17 protein-coding genes and 1 tRNA gene are annotated in these 15,849 nt (G+C 50.3%); 11 read left to right on the top strand and 7 right to left on the bottom strand.

Annotation, left to right across the window (positions count from 1 at the left end):
• Nucleotides 1–115: 115 nt before the first annotated feature.
• From truA to JIN82_RS06040, 3 genes are all read left to right on the top strand, one after another.
• Nucleotides 116–871 carry a tRNA pseudouridine(38-40) synthase TruA gene (gene truA / locus JIN82_RS06050; protein WP_200310738.1) on the top strand — a complete coding sequence of 252 codons (756 nt, stop codon included), beginning with the start codon at nucleotides 116–118 and terminating at the stop codon, nucleotides 869–871.
• A gap of 50 nt (nucleotides 872–921) precedes the next feature.
• Nucleotides 922–1,419, top strand: coding sequence for a hypothetical protein (locus JIN82_RS06045; RefSeq protein ID WP_200310737.1), 498 nt, complete (start codon nucleotides 922–924; stop codon nucleotides 1,417–1,419).
• Nucleotides 1,420–1,751: 332 nt separating this feature from the next.
• On the top strand, nucleotides 1,752–2,966 hold the full coding sequence (locus JIN82_RS06040) for a transposase (protein ID WP_200310736.1): 1,215 nt from the start codon (nucleotides 1,752–1,754) through the stop codon (nucleotides 2,964–2,966).
• A 109-nt stretch (nucleotides 2,967–3,075) separates the two neighbouring features.
• Here the strand turns inward: JIN82_RS06040 and JIN82_RS06035 are convergent, their stop codons facing one another.
• Entirely contained in the window at nucleotides 3,076–3,570 is a 495-nt protein-coding gene (locus JIN82_RS06035) for a lactoylglutathione lyase family protein (protein ID WP_200310800.1), read from the bottom strand.
• A gap of 436 nt (nucleotides 3,571–4,006) precedes the next feature.
• Between JIN82_RS06035 and hemL the strand changes: the two genes are divergently transcribed.
• Together hemL and JIN82_RS06025 are read left to right on the top strand one after the other, a co-directional pair.
• Entirely contained in the window at nucleotides 4,007–5,290 is a 1,284-nt protein-coding gene (gene hemL, locus JIN82_RS06030) for a glutamate-1-semialdehyde 2,1-aminomutase (protein ID WP_200310735.1), read from the top strand.
• 138 nt (nucleotides 5,291–5,428) lie between these two features.
• Nucleotides 5,429–5,824 (top strand): hypothetical protein, encoded by a 396-nt coding sequence (locus JIN82_RS06025; protein WP_200310734.1) that lies wholly within the window; start codon nucleotides 5,429–5,431, stop codon nucleotides 5,822–5,824.
• Between the two features lie 93 nt (nucleotides 5,825–5,917).
• Here JIN82_RS06025 and JIN82_RS06020 read toward each other — a convergent pair whose 3' ends face one another.
• A complete protein-coding gene (locus JIN82_RS06020) occupies nucleotides 5,918–7,597 on the bottom strand; it encodes a right-handed parallel beta-helix repeat-containing protein (protein WP_234041808.1) in 1,680 nt (559 codons plus the stop codon).
• Between the two features lie 153 nt (nucleotides 7,598–7,750).
• Here JIN82_RS06020 and JIN82_RS06015 point away from each other — a divergent pair, with 153 nt between their 5' ends.
• Nucleotides 7,751–8,137, top strand: coding sequence for a hypothetical protein (locus tag JIN82_RS06015; protein WP_200310732.1), 387 nt, complete (start codon nucleotides 7,751–7,753; stop codon nucleotides 8,135–8,137).
• Between the two features lie 156 nt (nucleotides 8,138–8,293).
• Here JIN82_RS06015 and JIN82_RS06010 read toward each other — a convergent pair.
• Nucleotides 8,294–8,370, bottom strand: a tRNA-Asp gene (locus JIN82_RS06010).
• Nucleotides 8,371–8,444: 74 nt separating this feature from the next.
• Entirely contained in the window at nucleotides 8,445–9,371 is a 927-nt protein-coding gene (gene fabD / locus JIN82_RS06005) for an ACP S-malonyltransferase (RefSeq protein WP_200310731.1), read from the bottom strand.
• Between the two features lie 113 nt (nucleotides 9,372–9,484).
• On the opposite strand from fabD, the gene JIN82_RS06000 reads away from it, so the two are divergent.
• The 3 genes from JIN82_RS06000 to JIN82_RS05990 all read left to right on the top strand — a co-directional run bounded on the left by JIN82_RS06000 (nucleotide 9,485) and on the right by JIN82_RS05990 (nucleotide 12,142).
• A complete protein-coding gene (locus JIN82_RS06000; RefSeq protein WP_200310730.1) occupies nucleotides 9,485–10,153 on the top strand; it encodes a Dph6-related ATP pyrophosphatase in 669 nt (222 codons plus the stop codon).
• 169 nt (nucleotides 10,154–10,322) lie between these two features.
• The gene (locus JIN82_RS05995) at nucleotides 10,323–11,195 is read left to right on the top strand and encodes a hypothetical protein (protein ID WP_200310729.1); all 873 of its coding nucleotides are present in this window, start codon (nucleotides 10,323–10,325) and stop codon (nucleotides 11,193–11,195) included.
• Nucleotides 11,196–11,551: 356 nt separating this feature from the next.
• Nucleotides 11,552–12,142 (top strand): DUF4202 domain-containing protein, encoded by a 591-nt coding sequence (locus JIN82_RS05990; RefSeq protein WP_200310728.1) that lies wholly within the window; start codon nucleotides 11,552–11,554, stop codon nucleotides 12,140–12,142.
• A gap of 83 nt (nucleotides 12,143–12,225) precedes the next feature.
• On the opposite strand, the gene JIN82_RS05985 is transcribed toward JIN82_RS05990, so the two are convergent.
• Nucleotides 12,226–13,071: a hypothetical protein gene (locus JIN82_RS05985; RefSeq protein WP_200310727.1), complete on the bottom strand. Its 846-nt coding sequence runs from the start codon at nucleotides 13,069–13,071 to the stop codon at nucleotides 12,226–12,228.
• Between the two features lie 21 nt (nucleotides 13,072–13,092).
• Nucleotides 13,093–13,506 carry an RrF2 family transcriptional regulator gene (locus tag JIN82_RS05980; RefSeq protein WP_200310726.1) on the bottom strand — a complete coding sequence of 138 codons (414 nt, stop codon included), beginning with the start codon at nucleotides 13,504–13,506 and terminating at the stop codon, nucleotides 13,093–13,095.
• Nucleotides 13,507–13,524: 18 nt separating this feature from the next.
• On the opposite strand from JIN82_RS05980, the gene cysE reads away from it, so the two are divergent.
• Entirely contained in the window at nucleotides 13,525–14,373 is an 849-nt protein-coding gene (gene cysE / locus JIN82_RS05975; protein ID WP_200310725.1) for a serine O-acetyltransferase, read from the top strand.
• Between the two features lie 453 nt (nucleotides 14,374–14,826).
• Nucleotides 14,827–15,501: a KAP family P-loop NTPase fold protein gene (locus tag JIN82_RS05970; protein WP_200310724.1), complete on the top strand. Its 675-nt coding sequence runs from the start codon at nucleotides 14,827–14,829 to the stop codon at nucleotides 15,499–15,501.
• A 51-nt stretch (nucleotides 15,502–15,552) separates the two neighbouring features.
• Here the strand turns inward: JIN82_RS05970 and JIN82_RS05965 are convergent.
• On the bottom strand, nucleotides 15,553–15,849 hold a 297-nt coding region (locus JIN82_RS05965; RefSeq protein WP_200310085.1), incomplete at its 5' end, for an integrase core domain-containing protein.

Genomic DNA, 15,849 nt, shown 5'->3' with positions numbered 1-15,849 from the left:
TAAAACCTTTCACTTAACTTTTATCCGTGTGTTAAATAGCGGTTAAAAATCGTATTGCATCGTCATTGCTGGCGTGTACACCAAGCGGGCAACCCTCACTGATTAGAATCAGCTTATGAATTTGAAATTAACCATCGCCTATGATGGCCGCCCGTTTGAGGGCTGGCAGTCGCAGCCGTGCGGAAATACCGTGCAGGACTTATTAGAAAAAGCGATGGCTGAGGTGGCCAAGCAGCCAGTGCGAATTCAAGGTTCTGGCCGCACTGATTCAGGAGTGAGTGCATTTGGCCAAGTTGCCAGCTTTGTGCCGCCAGCTGAGATTTCCATGAACCCATACAACTGGGTGCCTGCGCTGAATACTAAGCTGCCAGCTGCCATCCGCGTGCTCGACTGCCAAGAAGTCGCCGAAACATTTCACGCTAGATTTTCCGCCAAAGCCAAAACCTACCAATACGAGCTGTGTCTCGAGCCCATCTTGCCGCCGCTCAAAGCTGGCCTCGCTTGGCACCTGCCACGTCTGCTTGATCCCGTCACCTTGGAACAAGCGCTGGAGGTGTATCTAGGCACCCACGATTACAAGGCATTTGCCGCCAACCGAGGCAACGAAACCGCATCGACTGATTACGTGAGAACCATCACCGAGTCGCGCTTTGAGGTGATCGACGGTGGTTACCGCTTAATTTTCACTGGTGATGGATTTATGTACAAAATGGTCCGTCTGATGGTTGGCGCCGCCGTGCAGGTGGCTCAAGGGCGACTGCGCATGGACGATTTCCAAGCATTACTCGACCAAGAGGCATCATTGCCCAATGGTAAATCTCCACTCTGCGCACCTGCCGACGGCCTCAGCCTGGTCAGTGTAGACTATTAAGCCATTTATTAAATCCCACCCTAGATCCTATTTACAGCCAGCTGAAAACGATGACCATCACCGCGCAATCACAGTTTCACGATGAAGTCTACGCCCACGCGTACGCCAAACACGCCTGGCACCGCTGGCGTTTTTGGCTGCTTTTGCGTACACTTGTGGCCATCGGTTGCCTCGCCTACGGCGGCTACACCATGATCATGGTGGGGCCTGAAATGATGGCTGTCTTGTCCATCATGGTTGGCACCTTCGCGCTCGTGCGACCCATCATCTGGAAAATCCTCTACCTGCGCAGAATGCGTGGCTCAGCTGGCTACGGCGAGCTGGTCAGCTACGAATTCTCCCCAGCTGGCATCAGCATGGCTGGCGCCTCATTTTCCTCCGAGGTCGCGTGGGACAAGGTCTACGAGCTGGTTGTTTTTCCAGCTGGAGTTTTGATCTATTTCGATAAACGCCAGCACCTGTGGCTACCTGACCATACCATAGCAGGCGAAACTAGCCAGCTAGCCGAGCTAGCGCGCCAAAACGGCGTCGATGTCGCCCTGCGATAAGATAATCATGGGCTCAGGTAGCTGGCGCCAGCTGGGCAGGCATGGATATTTTCCAGGGAAAACCCGAAAAGAGTTTTGGGGGATTTGAGAGGAATGACCTAGATATATGGGATTAGGCCTCATCTCCGTAAAAAATGCCGTGCATTTTTTTTTGACACCAGCACTGCTAGCACTGCTAGAAAACATGCAGAGATTTCAGCACGGGGCTGCTGGGCTGCCAGCTACAGCCTGATTTTACATCGAATTCTCAAGCTTTAGCGCCGTATGTGCAACCAAAAGATGTACGGCATTTTTTAGATGCAAGCCATTGATTCTGTGCGATATTGGTGATTGTGAAATCTCCAGAACCATTGCATAATCAGCAAAAAACAGCGGAAACGAAGCCGCTAACGCCGCTACAGCTGGCGGATTGTAAAACGGGTTTTTCTGGTGGCGCGGCGGGCATGATTTGTGCGCCGCCGTCTGGCGGGCATGTGCGCATTGTTGGCGATGATCGGCACTCGTATTGTTATCATGTGATGAGCCGCACGGCGGGTGGAGATTACCTGTTTGGCGACCAAGAAAAAGAAGCGTTTTTGCGCATCATGTGGCGTATGGCGCGCTTTTCAGGAATAAAGATCCTGACTTATTGTTTGATGGATAACCACTTTCACTTGCTCATTCGCGTCCCTAGCAGGGTGAAATTCAATGCCAAATTTGAAGCCTATGAGTCACAAGGTCGGCCAGATGAAAGACCGTCGCAAACCAAGCAGCAAGGGGAAGAGCGGCTGATCGAGCACCTGCGAACGCTGTATAGCAAAGCGTACATCAGCCAGCTGCGAGCCGAGCTGGCGCACATGCGTGCCAATGGCATGGAGCGCTACGCTGATGAGCAACTAACTAAATACAAAGAGCGATTTTGTAATTTAGAAAAATTCGTCAAAGAACTCAAAGAGCGCTACAGCCGGTGGTATAACAAAACTCACGGAAGGCGCGGCGCGCTTTGGATGGGCCGTTACAAAAGCGTATTGGTAGAATCTACTAATAAAACCGCCGAACACGAAACTGGTGAAGATTTCACCGCGCTGCACGCCATCGCCGCCTACATCGATCTTAATCCAGTTAGGGCTGGCATTGTTAGCGATCCAAAAGACTACCGCTGGTGCGGTTACGCCGCCGCGCTAGCTGGCAGCAAACGCTGTCGCTACGGGCTCTGCGAGGTGATGCGCGTAGCGCAAACTAGCTGGAAGAAAAACGCCCATCGCTACCGACTCTGGCTGATAGAAGATGCCGCCGTGACTAATGATAATGCCAAATCCCAGCTAGAAAATGAACGTGCTAGAGAGGGCAAAATCTCACCCGCCGAACTACTGCGGCACAAAATAAAATACTTCACCGACGGCGTGGCCATCGGCGGCAAATCCTTCATCAACAATCAATTCAGAACTCACCGCAAAAAGTTTGGCAAGAAACGCAAGCAAGGCGCCAAAGCTATCACCTCAGCTGGCCAGCCAGCTGAAAGTCCTAGCAAACTCTACAGCTTGCGCGGATTTCGCGGTACAAGTTAGGCGAAAGGAAATAGATCAACGAGCTGAAATTTAGCGACAGATCTAGTTAGCTGGATGGCGCTTGTTGCGCCATACTGTCCAGCTGACTTCAACCTGATGTTAGGTATTCTTAGTAAGCACCCTGTGAATAGGTCAGCTCGTAGCTGTGAGTATAAATCTCAAAGACTACGCCAAATGGATCTTCAACGTAGACCATTTTGTATGGTTTTTCGTTAGGGTAGTACTCTCTGATAGGCATGCGTTGTTTGCCGCCGTGGGCGACTATTTTTTCAACTAATGCCTCGATGTTAGGATCCTGCACGCAGAAGTGGAATGTGCCAGTTTTCCAGTACTCAAAGTCGTCTGGTTTTTTGTTATTTTTGAATTCAAATATTTCGATACCGATTTTATCACCAGTAGATAGGTGGGCGATTTTGAATGAACCCCAGTCGGTGCCAAAAACATCAATGCACATTTGGCCGATCGCAGTTTCAGATTCTTCCTCTACTAGAGTAGGTTTCATGATGGTGTACCAGCCCATTACTTCTTCGTAGAATTTGACGGCTTCATCGAGGTTAGGGACGGACAATCCAATATGGGAGAATGTTTTGGGATAATTATTCATGGTTTTGTTATTTTGGTTCTCTTTAGCTGATGGGACTTGTTTGGTATCTGCAAAGGCTGATGATTGACTGAGAATGGCGCCGGTGACTCCAGCTGTCGTTGTATGAATGAACTTGCGCCGAGTTAGATGGCTAGGCTCTGAATTGATGGGTTTGTTATCCATGGGAAATGATGGTTTCTGAAACTAATCCCTAGAGTTTAACCGTTAATGAGTTATCCGCAAGATGTTTCATTAGGTTACCGGCAGCAGCGTGGAGCAATGAGAATTGCACAGAGTGGCGCGCATTGCGCAAAGTTCAAAGTTAGGATGTGGGTGAATTGTTAGCCCAACCGTCAGACAGCTGGCTGGAAGGCTGTCTTGGTGAGGAATGTGTGCGATTCTCTGATGTCGCTATTTTGGCATTGCAGCGGGCGGCTAGCTGGCTCATTTTCTCGGCATGAAGACCGACTTATCGCAGAAGCTCTTTGCAGCCGCTAAAAAAGTGATTCCTGGTGGCGTGAACTCACCAGTTCGCGCATTTCGTAATGTAGATGGAGATCCATTTTTCGTGCGTCGCGCCAAGGGCTCTCGCATTGAAGATGTCGACGGCAACAAGATGATCGACTACGTGGGCACATGGGGGCCAGCGATTCTTGGTCACGCTCCAACTTCAGTGATCGAAGCCGTGCACGCAGCAGCTAAAGAAGGTGTTTCTTTTGGCATCCCTAACCCGTACGAAGTAGAGATGGCTAACAAGGTCGTTGACTGGGTGCCGTCAGTAGAAAAAGTTCGCATGGTGAACTCAGGAACCGAAGCGACCATGTCGGCAATTCGCCTGGCTCGTGGATTCACTGGTCGCGATAAGGTGGTGAAATTTGACGGTTGTTATCACGGTCATGTGGACAGTTTGTTAGTAGCAGCTGGATCAGGTGCGCTGACTCATGGTGAGCCTGACTCAGCTGGTATTCCTAATGCATTTGCCGCAGAAACCATCATCCTTCCGTACAACGACGCGGGTAAGTTAGAAGAGCTCTTTGCTAAAATGGGCGACCAGATTGCAGCGGTGATCGTCGAGGCCTATCCAGCCAATGCTGGATTGATTTTACCTCAGCCGGGCTTCATGCAGCTGATGCGTGACATTACTAAAAAGCACGGAGCTCTCTTCATTATGGATGAAGTGATGACTGGCTTCCGCGTGGCTAAAGGCGGCGTGCAAGAGCTCGAAGGGCTGATGCCAGATCTAACGGCAATGGGTAAAGTGATTGGTGGAGGACTTCCTGTTGGAGCCTTTGGTGGTCGCGCTGACGTGATGGATTTCCTCGCTCCTGATGGTCCTGTCTATCAGGCTGGTACACTCAGCGGCAACCCGCTGGCAATGGCAGCTGGTTTGGCCCAGCTGAGAGAGCTAGATAGACAGTCTGGATACCAGAGATTAGAAGAACTCGGTGCGCGTCTGGAAGCTGGCGTGCGCGGCATTCTGCAGGAAAAAGGTCTCGGTTATAAGTTCAACCGTGTGGGCTCAATGTATTGCCTATTCTTCACTGAGCAGGAGATCATCAACCTCGACTCCGTGATGACTTGTGAGAAAGAGCCATTTAAGAAATACTTCTACTCCATGCTCGAGCAGGGCGTGTATGTGGCGCCAAGCCCGTACGAGACTGGCTTCATCAGCATGGCTCACAGCAATGATGATATCGACGATACGCTAGAGGCCATGAATGTGGCCCTTGGTAAGATCTAATCGTTGGTGATAGATTTCAAATCAATGCCCAGCTGGACTCGTGCCGGCTGGGTCATTTTTTGTAAATTTAGTAGCGTAAACATGATTTGTTAGGTTGGGTGTTGACGAGTTCATGTCAGCTAGCTAGATTTTTGGTAAATGGAAACTAGCAAAAAAGTTGATGGGAAGTTAGCTAGCCGCAGTGGTCATAAGTTAGCTGTTGCGGCGGTCGCCCTACAAGGAGTGCATTTGCTTGCGGTGTTTGCTACCGCTTTTGCGATCATTCTGAGCTTCAATCATCTGAGCGGGGCTGCGGATAACTCAGAGGCAGACATCTCACCGTATATCGACTTTGCATTTAAGGCAGGGGGGACTGGTTTGATGGTTGGCTTACTTGGATCCTTGATTGGTTTCTACGTCTTATGGGGAAAGAAAAACCGTGAACCGTGGTTTTTGAAAAGCTCCGCCACCTTATCATTTGCTTGGCTGCTGAGTTGCTTACCGCTGGCCTTGATTCAGTGGGGAATTTTTGTGCGCGCTAAGGATAATGCTTAATCATACTATTAGCGCGGTTTGCCAAGCCTACGGTTTGACGGCGCAAATGGTATTGTCTGAGTTGATTTCAGCTAGCTAGCTGACCTTTGTTAGCTAATTCGCCTTCTTGGCGGTGGATGAATTGTCAGCTGGTTGTTCTATCGGCGTGAGCTCGCTGCGGTAGCGATAGAATTGCTGTGAGATAGATCTTTTTTGATGAAGCACTTTGATCGTTTTCTGCTGACGAGTCCCTATCGTTAGGTCTGAAATCACGGTGTAGTCAGCGCCTTCAGCCATGGTTGTCCAATCCTTCAAGTTGGTGGATTTTTCAAAGTAGATATTCACATCATCCGCCAAGTGCTCTGCTAGGTATTCAAAGACAATTTGGTTGTCGCCCACCATACGTGGTGTATTTGGTGTTTGATAGGAATCGCTGCGTGGATCGTTACCAGTGACGTAGTCATGGTAGTTAGAATTACCGTTGCCGTTGCTGTCGACCCCAGGAGGAAGCTCTGGATAGAGTTTGGAGAAACTGTAGAGCTCGGCCCCTTCGTAGGCACCTAGGTCGATGACGCCCATGAACCTTGGCTTGCCGATGATATCGGATTCTGTTGGGTTGGCACTGCTTCTAGCTACGCCGTCGCCGCTGTTGAGCGCGGGCGATGTCACTAAAAGTTTGTAGTTGCCGCCTTTGTTGGGCACGGTGATTGGGTGGGCAGGGGAGATGAAATGCGGGTTACTGTCGATGTTGTTACCGCCGTCTAGGCCATTATAGACTAGCCAGTTTTCTGATCCGCCGGATGACTCAATGATAGAATTCTTGATGGTGAATTTCTCACTCCCTGTGGCGTAATCGACCGGTAAGATAGGCACGTATATGGAGACGGCTAAGTTAGAATCACCGATGGTCTTGCCTGACTGGATCAGGTAATTGCTCCACAGGATGGAGTTGTTAATATGCAGCGTGCTATTTTCGTAATAGATACCAGCACCTGTGTAACCTGTGGCATTCTCGGTAATGGTGCAGTTGATGATGTTGGCTACGCTATTGTTAGTGAAATAGCAGCCGGCGGCAAATAAACCCGCGTTGCCAGAAATTAGGCAGTTGATGAGATTGATGGTTGAGTTGTTAGCCGCGATGCCGCCGCCAAACGTGCCGACGTTGCCAATCACCCTGCAGTTGATTAGATCCAGCAGGCTGTCGGTTGCGGTAATGCCGCCGCCTGTTTCATGAGTTCTTTCATTGGAGCTATTGGCGCGTCCATCTTCGATGATGAATCCCTTAAGGGTGGTGGTCGCTATCAGACCAGTAGCGGTGACCACGTGATAGGCATTGCTGTCGGGTTGATCTCCAGCTGGCAGATCGCCAGAGAGGATAGTGGGGTAGAGGTCTAGGTCTCTAGCTGAGATGCTCTGGTCGCCGCCGCGAGGAGGAAAACCGCCCAGCATGGTGACTCCACCGCAGAGCTGGAAGCTGGCAGATCTGGGGTCGTCCGCGACAGCTAGCCGAGTTGGCTGATAGACGCCTGAGGCTACCCAGATTTCATCACCGGGGATAGCCGCGTCCAGAGCTGGCTGGATATCAGCAAAGGCAGTTTGCCAGCTGGAGCCATCGGCATCTGCCTCTTCGTTAGTTTGATCGACATAGATCGTCTTGCTGAGCGCCGGGAGGTGCAGGCAAAAAGTGACAAGCAATATTTGGGTGAAGCGGATAAGGGCCATCGGGTGAAAAGTTTGTGTAGCGGTTTTAATAGGTTCTCTAGCACTTTGGTCCGAGTTCTTTTTCGGGTTCATCTGTTTGTTCCCTTAAGCACAGAAATATGATCTATTGTTTCTTTGATTCGTTAGTTTTGATTTTGTGTGGCTTAGCTCAGCTAGAGAGGCTGTTTTTCGGTTAACGCGTAGAGCTCACACGTTTTAATGATTGTAGGTCAATTTAGAACGGATATGAGTACAGCCGTAATGAATTCAGGTATTTACCCATACTATCAATCTACCAGGCCTAAGGTTAGCATGTGGGTATATTTCATGATCACCTTGTGGTTATTGTTGGCTCTGATGCTTAGCATTCTATTATTGTTAGGCATTGGTGAGTGGGTGACTGCGCGTGGCTATGATTCTGATATGGCTAGGAGGGCATCGATTCTAGCTGGTTGGTTTGCCGCATTGCATTTCTTTGCCTCCATTGGGATTTTGATGAAAAAGCGGTTTGGATATTATACCGCCTTTGTGCTCAGTTTTTTGATGTGTTTCACATTCCCGGTAGGCACGATTTTGGGTATTATTACCTTCCGTGAGTTACTCCGGAGCCGTCAGGCGTTTGGTTTGAATTAATGGATTCACAATCCAGCTGGGAATCGGCGGCTGTGATCGTTATCGAATTTAAAAGGTGTTTGCCAATGGGACTCGTTGACGCCAGTTGGTGTGAAATTTTAGACACAAAAAAGCCTCGTTGAGAGTGATCTCAAACGAGGCATATTGCTAAGCAAGTGGCGGAGCGGACGGGACTTGAACCCGCGACCCCCGGCGTGACAGGCCGGTGCTCTAACCAACTGAGCTACCGCTCCACTTGCTGGCGCGGCGGCAAACTAGGGTAAGTTTCCGCTGCGCGCAATGTTTTTTTTGTCGAAAATGTGACTTTTTAGCTAAGTGACTCAACAGCAGCGTCTAGGCTGGCGGCGTCTTCGATGGAAATCATCGTCACGTTTTTGCTGATTCTGCCCATCAGGCCAGCCAGCACTTTGCCTGGGCCCAATTCGATGAAGGTATCAAAACCTTGCTCGATGAGAAGCTCTACAGATTCGGTCCAGCGCACTGAGCCAGTGACTTGTTTTTCCAGCATTTCGCGGATCTCAGCTGGAGACTCGACGATTTTTGCACCAAAGTTGCAAACCACTGGCAGCTCAGGCTGGGCGATGTCGGCATCAGCCAGCACAGCAGCTAGCTGGTCCTGCGCGCTCTGCATCAGGCGTGAGTGGTAAGCACCAGCAACTGGCAGCTTTTTCGCCATGCGGATCCCGCGGCTTTTTGCTTCAGCTACAGCTTTGTCTACCCCCTCGATGCTGCCGGAAACCACAATCTGGCCAGGAGCATTGAAGTTGGCCACATCGATGTCGCAGTCAGCAGCGAGAGCCGCTACGTCTTCAGGTTTACCGCCGATCATGGCTGCCATAGATCCTTCAGTTGCCGCACAGGCTTCGTCCATAAAGGTACCGCGCTGGGCTACCAGAGACAGGCCAGTTTCGAATGAAAATGTTCCCGCTGCAGAGTGAGCGGTGAACTCACCGAGTGACAGACCAGCACAGGCTTCTGGCTTCAGGCTAGGCACGCGCTCCTTGAGAATGGCAAGCGCAGCGAGTCCATGTAGGTAAAGGGCTGGCTGGCAGCGTGATGTTTTGGTCAGCTCTTCAGCTGGGCCTTCAAACATAATCTCTGAAAGCGAGTAACCAAGCGCCGCGTCAGCTTGCTCAAACAATGCTTTGGCCGCTGGATACGCTTCTACGAGGTCCTTGCCCATGCCCACTTTCTGGGCTCCTTGTCCGGAAAATAATAATGCAACTTTGCTCATGACTGCGCCTACCTAAGCGCAATAGCGGCGATGAGCAAGCTTAAGGTGTGCGTTGCTGGCGCGGCGGGCAGCTCTTACTTGCCGAGTGGTGATGGGTCTGACAGTTTGTGCGCATGGAGAAACGCAAGACATGGATGTCGTGGAGTAGTGGTAAAGATAGTGCGTGGGCATTGCACCAGCTGAGGCTGGGGGATGACTACGAAGTGACGGCATTGTTTACCACAACCAACCAAGAATTTGAGCGGGTGGCAATGCATGGTGTTAGGAATGAAGTTTTGCGCAAACAAGCCGCGGCTGTTGGGCTTCCGTTGATCGAGTTGCCGCTGCCATTTCCGTGTACTAACGAAGACTACGAACGAATCATGGGCGAGTTTGTTAGCCGAGCGCAAGCTGAGCGAGTGGAGTGTATGGCCTTTGGCGATTTGTATTTGGAAGACGTTAGAGATTATCGCATCAAAAACATGGAGGGATCAGGTATTGAACCAGTATTTCCTATCTGGGGAAAAAATACTAGCGAGCTGGCTGATGAGATGTTAGCCGCTGGTGTGAAGACGATTCTCAGCGTGGTGAACCCAGAACAAGTGCCCGCTGAGCTCGCTGGCCAGTACTGGAATCATGAGCTGATAGGAAAACTGCCAGTTGGCGTTGACCCTTGTGGTGAGAATGGAGAATTCCACAGCTGTGTGGTGGACGGGCCGATGTTTGATCGACCCATTCCAGTGGCGATTGGCGAGTCGGTTTTGCGCGATGGATTTATGTTTGCCGACATTGAGTTGGTCTAAATAATCTGCCAGCCAGCTGGAAACTAGCCAGCTAGATGGCAATACAAGTGGATAATTGTAATCGTCAAGCGGGGGAGAGTTTGCTGTGATGTCTAGCATGGACAGCAAGTTTCTAATGATTCGCTAGAAACTGTTGCAGCCAAAGTGATAGAAATTACTAACTGACAATATGAAAATTCCAAAATACTGGGCGCAGGGTGAGTCTGTGGGGCCGTCTCCGCTCGGAGATCTTGGTGAAAAGATGCGCTGTTGGGGCTGGTCGGACGTCAGTGTGGAGGAGGCTACGCGGATGGGCACGAAGCGAGCGCTAGAGGTGAAAAAGCGACTGGCTGATCATGGTGAGCTTGACCGCTACGACTACGGTGTGAACCCGCTGCGCGAGCAATGTTTGCAAGATTGGCGTGAGCTCGGCGAAACTAAGGGAGTCATCATCACTCGCAACAAACAGGGTGTAGAGGTGCTCAATACGGATCGAGTGGTTTTTGTAGATGTGGATTATAGGCAGCTACACATAGCTAGCAGTTTGTTGGATACATTGATCGGGATTTTTGCTAGGAAACCACAGGAGCCAGCTAGAGAGCTGTTTGAGCGCGATGCCATTGCTAAATTGAAGACCGTGTTAGGAAACCGTCCTTCGGCTGGTGTGAGGATTTACCGCACTGCGGGAGGGCTGAGGTATTTGTTTTTGAATCTAGAGTTAGATCCAGCTGGCGACGAAGTTGCTGGCCTGATGCACCACCTTGGCGCGGATCCGCTGTACATGAAGTTATGTGAGAAACAAGCCTGCTATCGTGCGCGGCTGACGCCAAAGCCATGGCGGTGTGGCGTGGATAGGTTACCATTCAACTATCCAACAAAGAATGACGATGAGCAAGGGTTGCGCGAGAGCTGGATCGTTGAATATAAAAAGACTAGCCGAGCGTACGCTAGCTGTGAGTTGGTTGATTGTTGGGGAAATGAACAGACTGATGATTTGACCGAGAGGGTGATAGATTTCCACGACGAGAAATCTGGCGCAACAAGTGGTCGGCCATTGGCGTAGCTGGTGGGAGGCTAGGAGCTTGAGTCAGCAGGAAATCGTCCAGCTAGAAGAATGTGGATTTTTCACACGATCTTCATCATGGCTTCACATTGTGCTGGCATAGTCTTTTTGATTTGGAGCTGCTAACGCAGGGGGAGCCGTCAGCTGAGAGAGTATGAACTTTTGGCAGCGGTGATCCAGTTAGTGGAGAATCTGCTTCCTGCTGGTATTTGGCGGGCCGGAGTTTTTGGTAGGGTATGGGCTCTGGTTTTGGGCCAATGCCAGCGGAGGCAACACACTTCGTGGAGGTCATTAGACGCGGTGAATTTTTCAGCTATGATGGTTGTTTCTTTGTCGGCAGGTATTATGTTGTGGCCATGACACAGACTGGACTGAAAGAGCGGGCGATGGCGGCATTTGATGCGGCTAACGGTGAAGATCCTAATTTGATAGAAGTTGATGGTGAAATGCGCGCGCGCGAGCTGGTGCATGCTGAGCGGGTTTCTGGCTGGGTAAACAAGCTGATGCCTAACGCAAGCGAAGGCTTGCAGCTGGCGGCGAGGTGCCAGCACATTTGCCGCTGGCAGGTACCGCGTTCTAGCCAGCCAATGAACCGCGCTGGTTATCTAAAATGGCGTGAGGGTTTGAAGTCATTTCACGCTGAGAAGTCAGCTGAAATTCTGCGAGACCTTGGCTACGCCGACGAGGTGATAGAGCGGGTAAAGTCTCTCAACCAGAAAAAGAACATCAAGGGCGACGAGGAATGCCAAGTGCTGGAAGATGCGCTGTGTTTGGTTTTTCTGGAGTTCCAATTTGCTAATCTAATCGCCGATACTGAGCATGGGAAAATGATCAAGATTGTGCAGAAAACTTGGGCGAAAATGGGCGAGCGTGGCCAGCAGGCTGCTCTCACGCTGACGTATTCAGATGCTGAAATGGCGGTTCTCAAGGAGGCGTTAGGTCTGTAGTGAGTTTCTAGCTGAAGCTAGCTAGAAGTGAAAATTTCGCTAAGCAATGATCTAGCTGGAATCATCTTTCCCGCTGGAGATTTTTAGAATGCGCCGATGATACCTGCTAGGGTGAGCACGGTTTTAGTATCTGCCTTGAGCAGGTTTTTTCCCGCTGAGGTATTGGGGAAATCGGCAATCAAGAAGGGCGATTGGGTAAACGCGTTAGACTGCGCGTGAATGGTGCCTGTGTGCAGCAGTCCGCCCCAGGGATCAATGTAGCGCACTTTGAAACTGGTGGCATTGCGCGGCAGGCTAGTGGGGATTTCGTAGATCATGACAAAGTGCGAGCGCACTGGCGACCAGGTAACTTTGTTGACAATCTGGCTGTGCTGATAGGCGTAGCGGCTCAGGCTGATGGTAGGCGGGTAGCCTTTTTTCATCGATGCCACCATGAGCTTGTGGCTGCGTTTGAGTAGCTGGCTGTTAGTTTCACGCGCCTGACGGTTGAGGATCTGGTTTTTGATCTTTGGCAGCCAGCGGCCAGCGTTCATTTCGTTAGCAATATCCGTGAGGTCGAGGATATTGATTCCGGCATTAGGATTCCACCGCGGGTGATTTCCCTGCAAGTGGTGGGACGGTTGCTTGCCGTATCTGGCGATCAGCCCGTAAATGCGCGTGCGGCTGTTAGTGCCAGCTTGGCCTACTAGCACGTTTTGCCATTTTTCAGAGCCATAGCTGAGTGAGTTGATCAAGCAAGCGGGGCCACAGGCATTGCCATTGGCGCGCCGTTGGTTGGTGACTTCAGCATGTGGGTTGGGCACCGTCAGCAGCGTTGCCGACGCTGGCTGGAGACTCCCAAGGGAAAAAATGACCACGATAACCCACATCTGCCAGCCACGAACGCGGCGCGCATTTCTAGCTAGCTGGCTGGATGGGTGACCCGGCATGTGCTGGGGGAAGGTGAATTTTTAGATGTAGAACATAGTGGACTCATCGCTGGAGGCGAGGTCGCTGAGGCTGACTTTTTTGAGGCTTTCGGTGAGCTGGGTAGACAGGCCTAGCCAGGCTTTCTCTACAGCTGGGCCAGACTCGCCATCTTTGGTGAGTGAATGGCTGAGCATGCTTGGCTCTACCGCTGTGGTGATATCGAAGAGGGTGATCTCTTTGGCTGACTTGCCCAGTGTGTAACCACCAGTTTTACCACGCTTGGATTCCACTAGCCCAGTGCGTTTGAGATCGTTGAGGATTTGAACTAAAAAGTTCGCTGAGACGGCTTCCCGTTGCGCTAGAGCGTCAAGTCGTGTAAGGGTTTCTCCAGCAGGATGCTTGGCTAGCTGAGCCATGGCGCGACAGGCGTATTCAAGCTTTTGTGAAATTCTCATACAAGAAGTCAATATACTATGGAAAAGGAATTACCCAGCCAGAAACGTGTTAAGTTGTGTTTGAAGCCGCCAGTCGATCTCGATCGCCTGTGGAATCAACTGCGTGATCAGGCAAAACTTGTCGCTGGGGATGAGCCTCAGCTTGCGCGACTTATTGATGATGTAGTGCTTAGCAAGCAAACGTTTGCTGGTGCTCTAGCCGCTAGGCTGGCACGCAAGGTGGCGCGCGAAGACATGCCACGTGAGCAGATGGAGCCGATGTTGTTGGAGGTTTTTGGCGAGCAACCACAAATCGTCCTGCAAGCTGGCTGTGATTTGCTAGCCATCACCGAGCGCGACGCCGCCTGCCATACGCCATTTGAGCCGCTACTTTATTACAAAGGATTCATCGCGGTGACCATTTACCGCGTGGCACATTATTTCTGGACGCACAACCGGCGCAGCCTAGCGCTCTACCTGCAGAGCCTGTGCAGCGAGGTGCTCAATGTGGACATCCATCCAGCCGCTCGCATCGGCTGCGGCATCATGCTGGACCACGGAAATAGCGTGGTGATTGGGGAAACTGCCATCGTTGAGGACAATGTGTCTATTTTGCACGAAGTCACCCTCGGTGGTACCGGCAAAGAAGTTGGCGACCGTCACCCCATCGTGCGCTCAGGCGTGATGATTGGCGCGGGAGCCAAGCTGCTCGGTCGCGTGGAAATTGGCGAATGTGGCAAAATTGGCGCTGGCAGCGTGGTGATCCACGATGTGCCTGCTCATACCACCGTTGCTGGTGTGCCGGCGAAGGTAGTCAGCCGCGCTGAAGATTCCCCAGCGCTATGCATGGATCAGTGTTTTGATGATCAATGCTACGAGGATCAATAAACTCACCCAGCATGAGGTGACTCCAGACCAGTTGACCCATCCAGCTGGCTGGAAATTCCCCCCAGAAAAACCCGGAAATGAATTCTTAATTTGAGTCGGGATGTCTGTGTTTATAGGGGGTCGATGGATTTACTGTGAAAAAATGCCGGGCATTTTTTTCCGGCTAAGGTGGTCAGCCGCGCTGAAAATTCCCCAGCGCTATGCATGGATCAGTGTTTTGATGATCAATGCTACGAGGATCAATAAACTCAGCTAGCATGAGGTGACTCCAGACCAGTTGACCCATCCAGCTGGCTGGAAATCCCCCCCCAGAAAAACCCGGAAATGAATTCTTAATTTGCGCTAGGATGTCCTTATTTATAAGGGATTGGGTGATTTGATGTGAAAAAATGCCGGGCATTTTTCCTGAACATTCTGGTTTCAATCTATCTGAAATAAAGATAGAAGCCATATATGCATACTGGAACACCTCCCTCCGTTAAGGTCGAAATCCAAGATTCCGTAACGACGGACCTTTTCTCCAGAGAAGAATTTGCCACCTCACTAGAGGACTATCTCCATATAGATAAGGACTTTGTCGATGGCAGTCTAGTAGTCGCTTTAGATGGGGAATTTGGTTCAGGCAAAACCCATTTTCTCGAGATGTGGAAAAAACGCTTAGAGAAGATTAGAAAAGATGGACCCAAACAAGAATTCATGCCTGTCCCTTTGTATCTCAATGCTTGGGAAAGTGATTTTTGTAACGATTCACTCTCATCCATTATACATGGAATTTTGGATTTAACGGATCAAATAAAGGACGCAGATGAAGGTGATATTGAGAAGTTTAAAAAGGCAGCTAAAACCATTGGATTCTTTGCTATGGGGCTAGCGAATGAATTCATAAAACAGAAGTTAGGCGCAGACATCGCCACAGCCAAAGGTTTTGCTGAAGGCGTTGATGAAGAAATAGTTCTATCTACTTTCAGTCAAGACTACCTGAATAGAAATAAAGCACTTAACGACTTCAAAGGTCTACTCCGTAAGATCTTTCATGGTAAAACAACTAAAGCTCTTGTTCTCGTCGATGAACTCGATAGATGTCGACCTGATTATGCCGTCCACTATTTGGAAACGATCAAGCACTGATCTTCCCCTCAAATTTCGTACAGCAAGTGTCCTTTAATTTTTTTAGTTGAATTAGGCTGCTAGAGCAACCTGATTTTGTTTTTTGAGGTACTCAAATGGCGATATATAGCCCAGTGATGAGTGGCGTCTGTAGGTGTTATAAAAGCCCTCAATGTACTCAAAAATAGCTTTGCGAGCTAGTTCTCTGCTTGCGAAATAGCCACAGCTAGGAAGTAGTTCTGCTTTAAGTGAGCCGAAAAAACTCTCACATGTTGCATTGTCGTAGCAGTTTCCTTTGGCTGACATCGACTGCTTGAACTTATGATCTCCGAGTAACTTACGTAGTTTGCAGCTTGTGTACTGGCTGCC

Source organism: Persicirhabdus sediminis (assembly GCF_016595495.1).
In the GTDB taxonomy this organism is placed as follows: Bacteria; Verrucomicrobiota; Verrucomicrobiia; order Verrucomicrobiales; family Akkermansiaceae; genus Persicirhabdus; species Persicirhabdus sediminis.
This window is presented reverse-complemented; position numbering and strand designations above follow the sequence as displayed.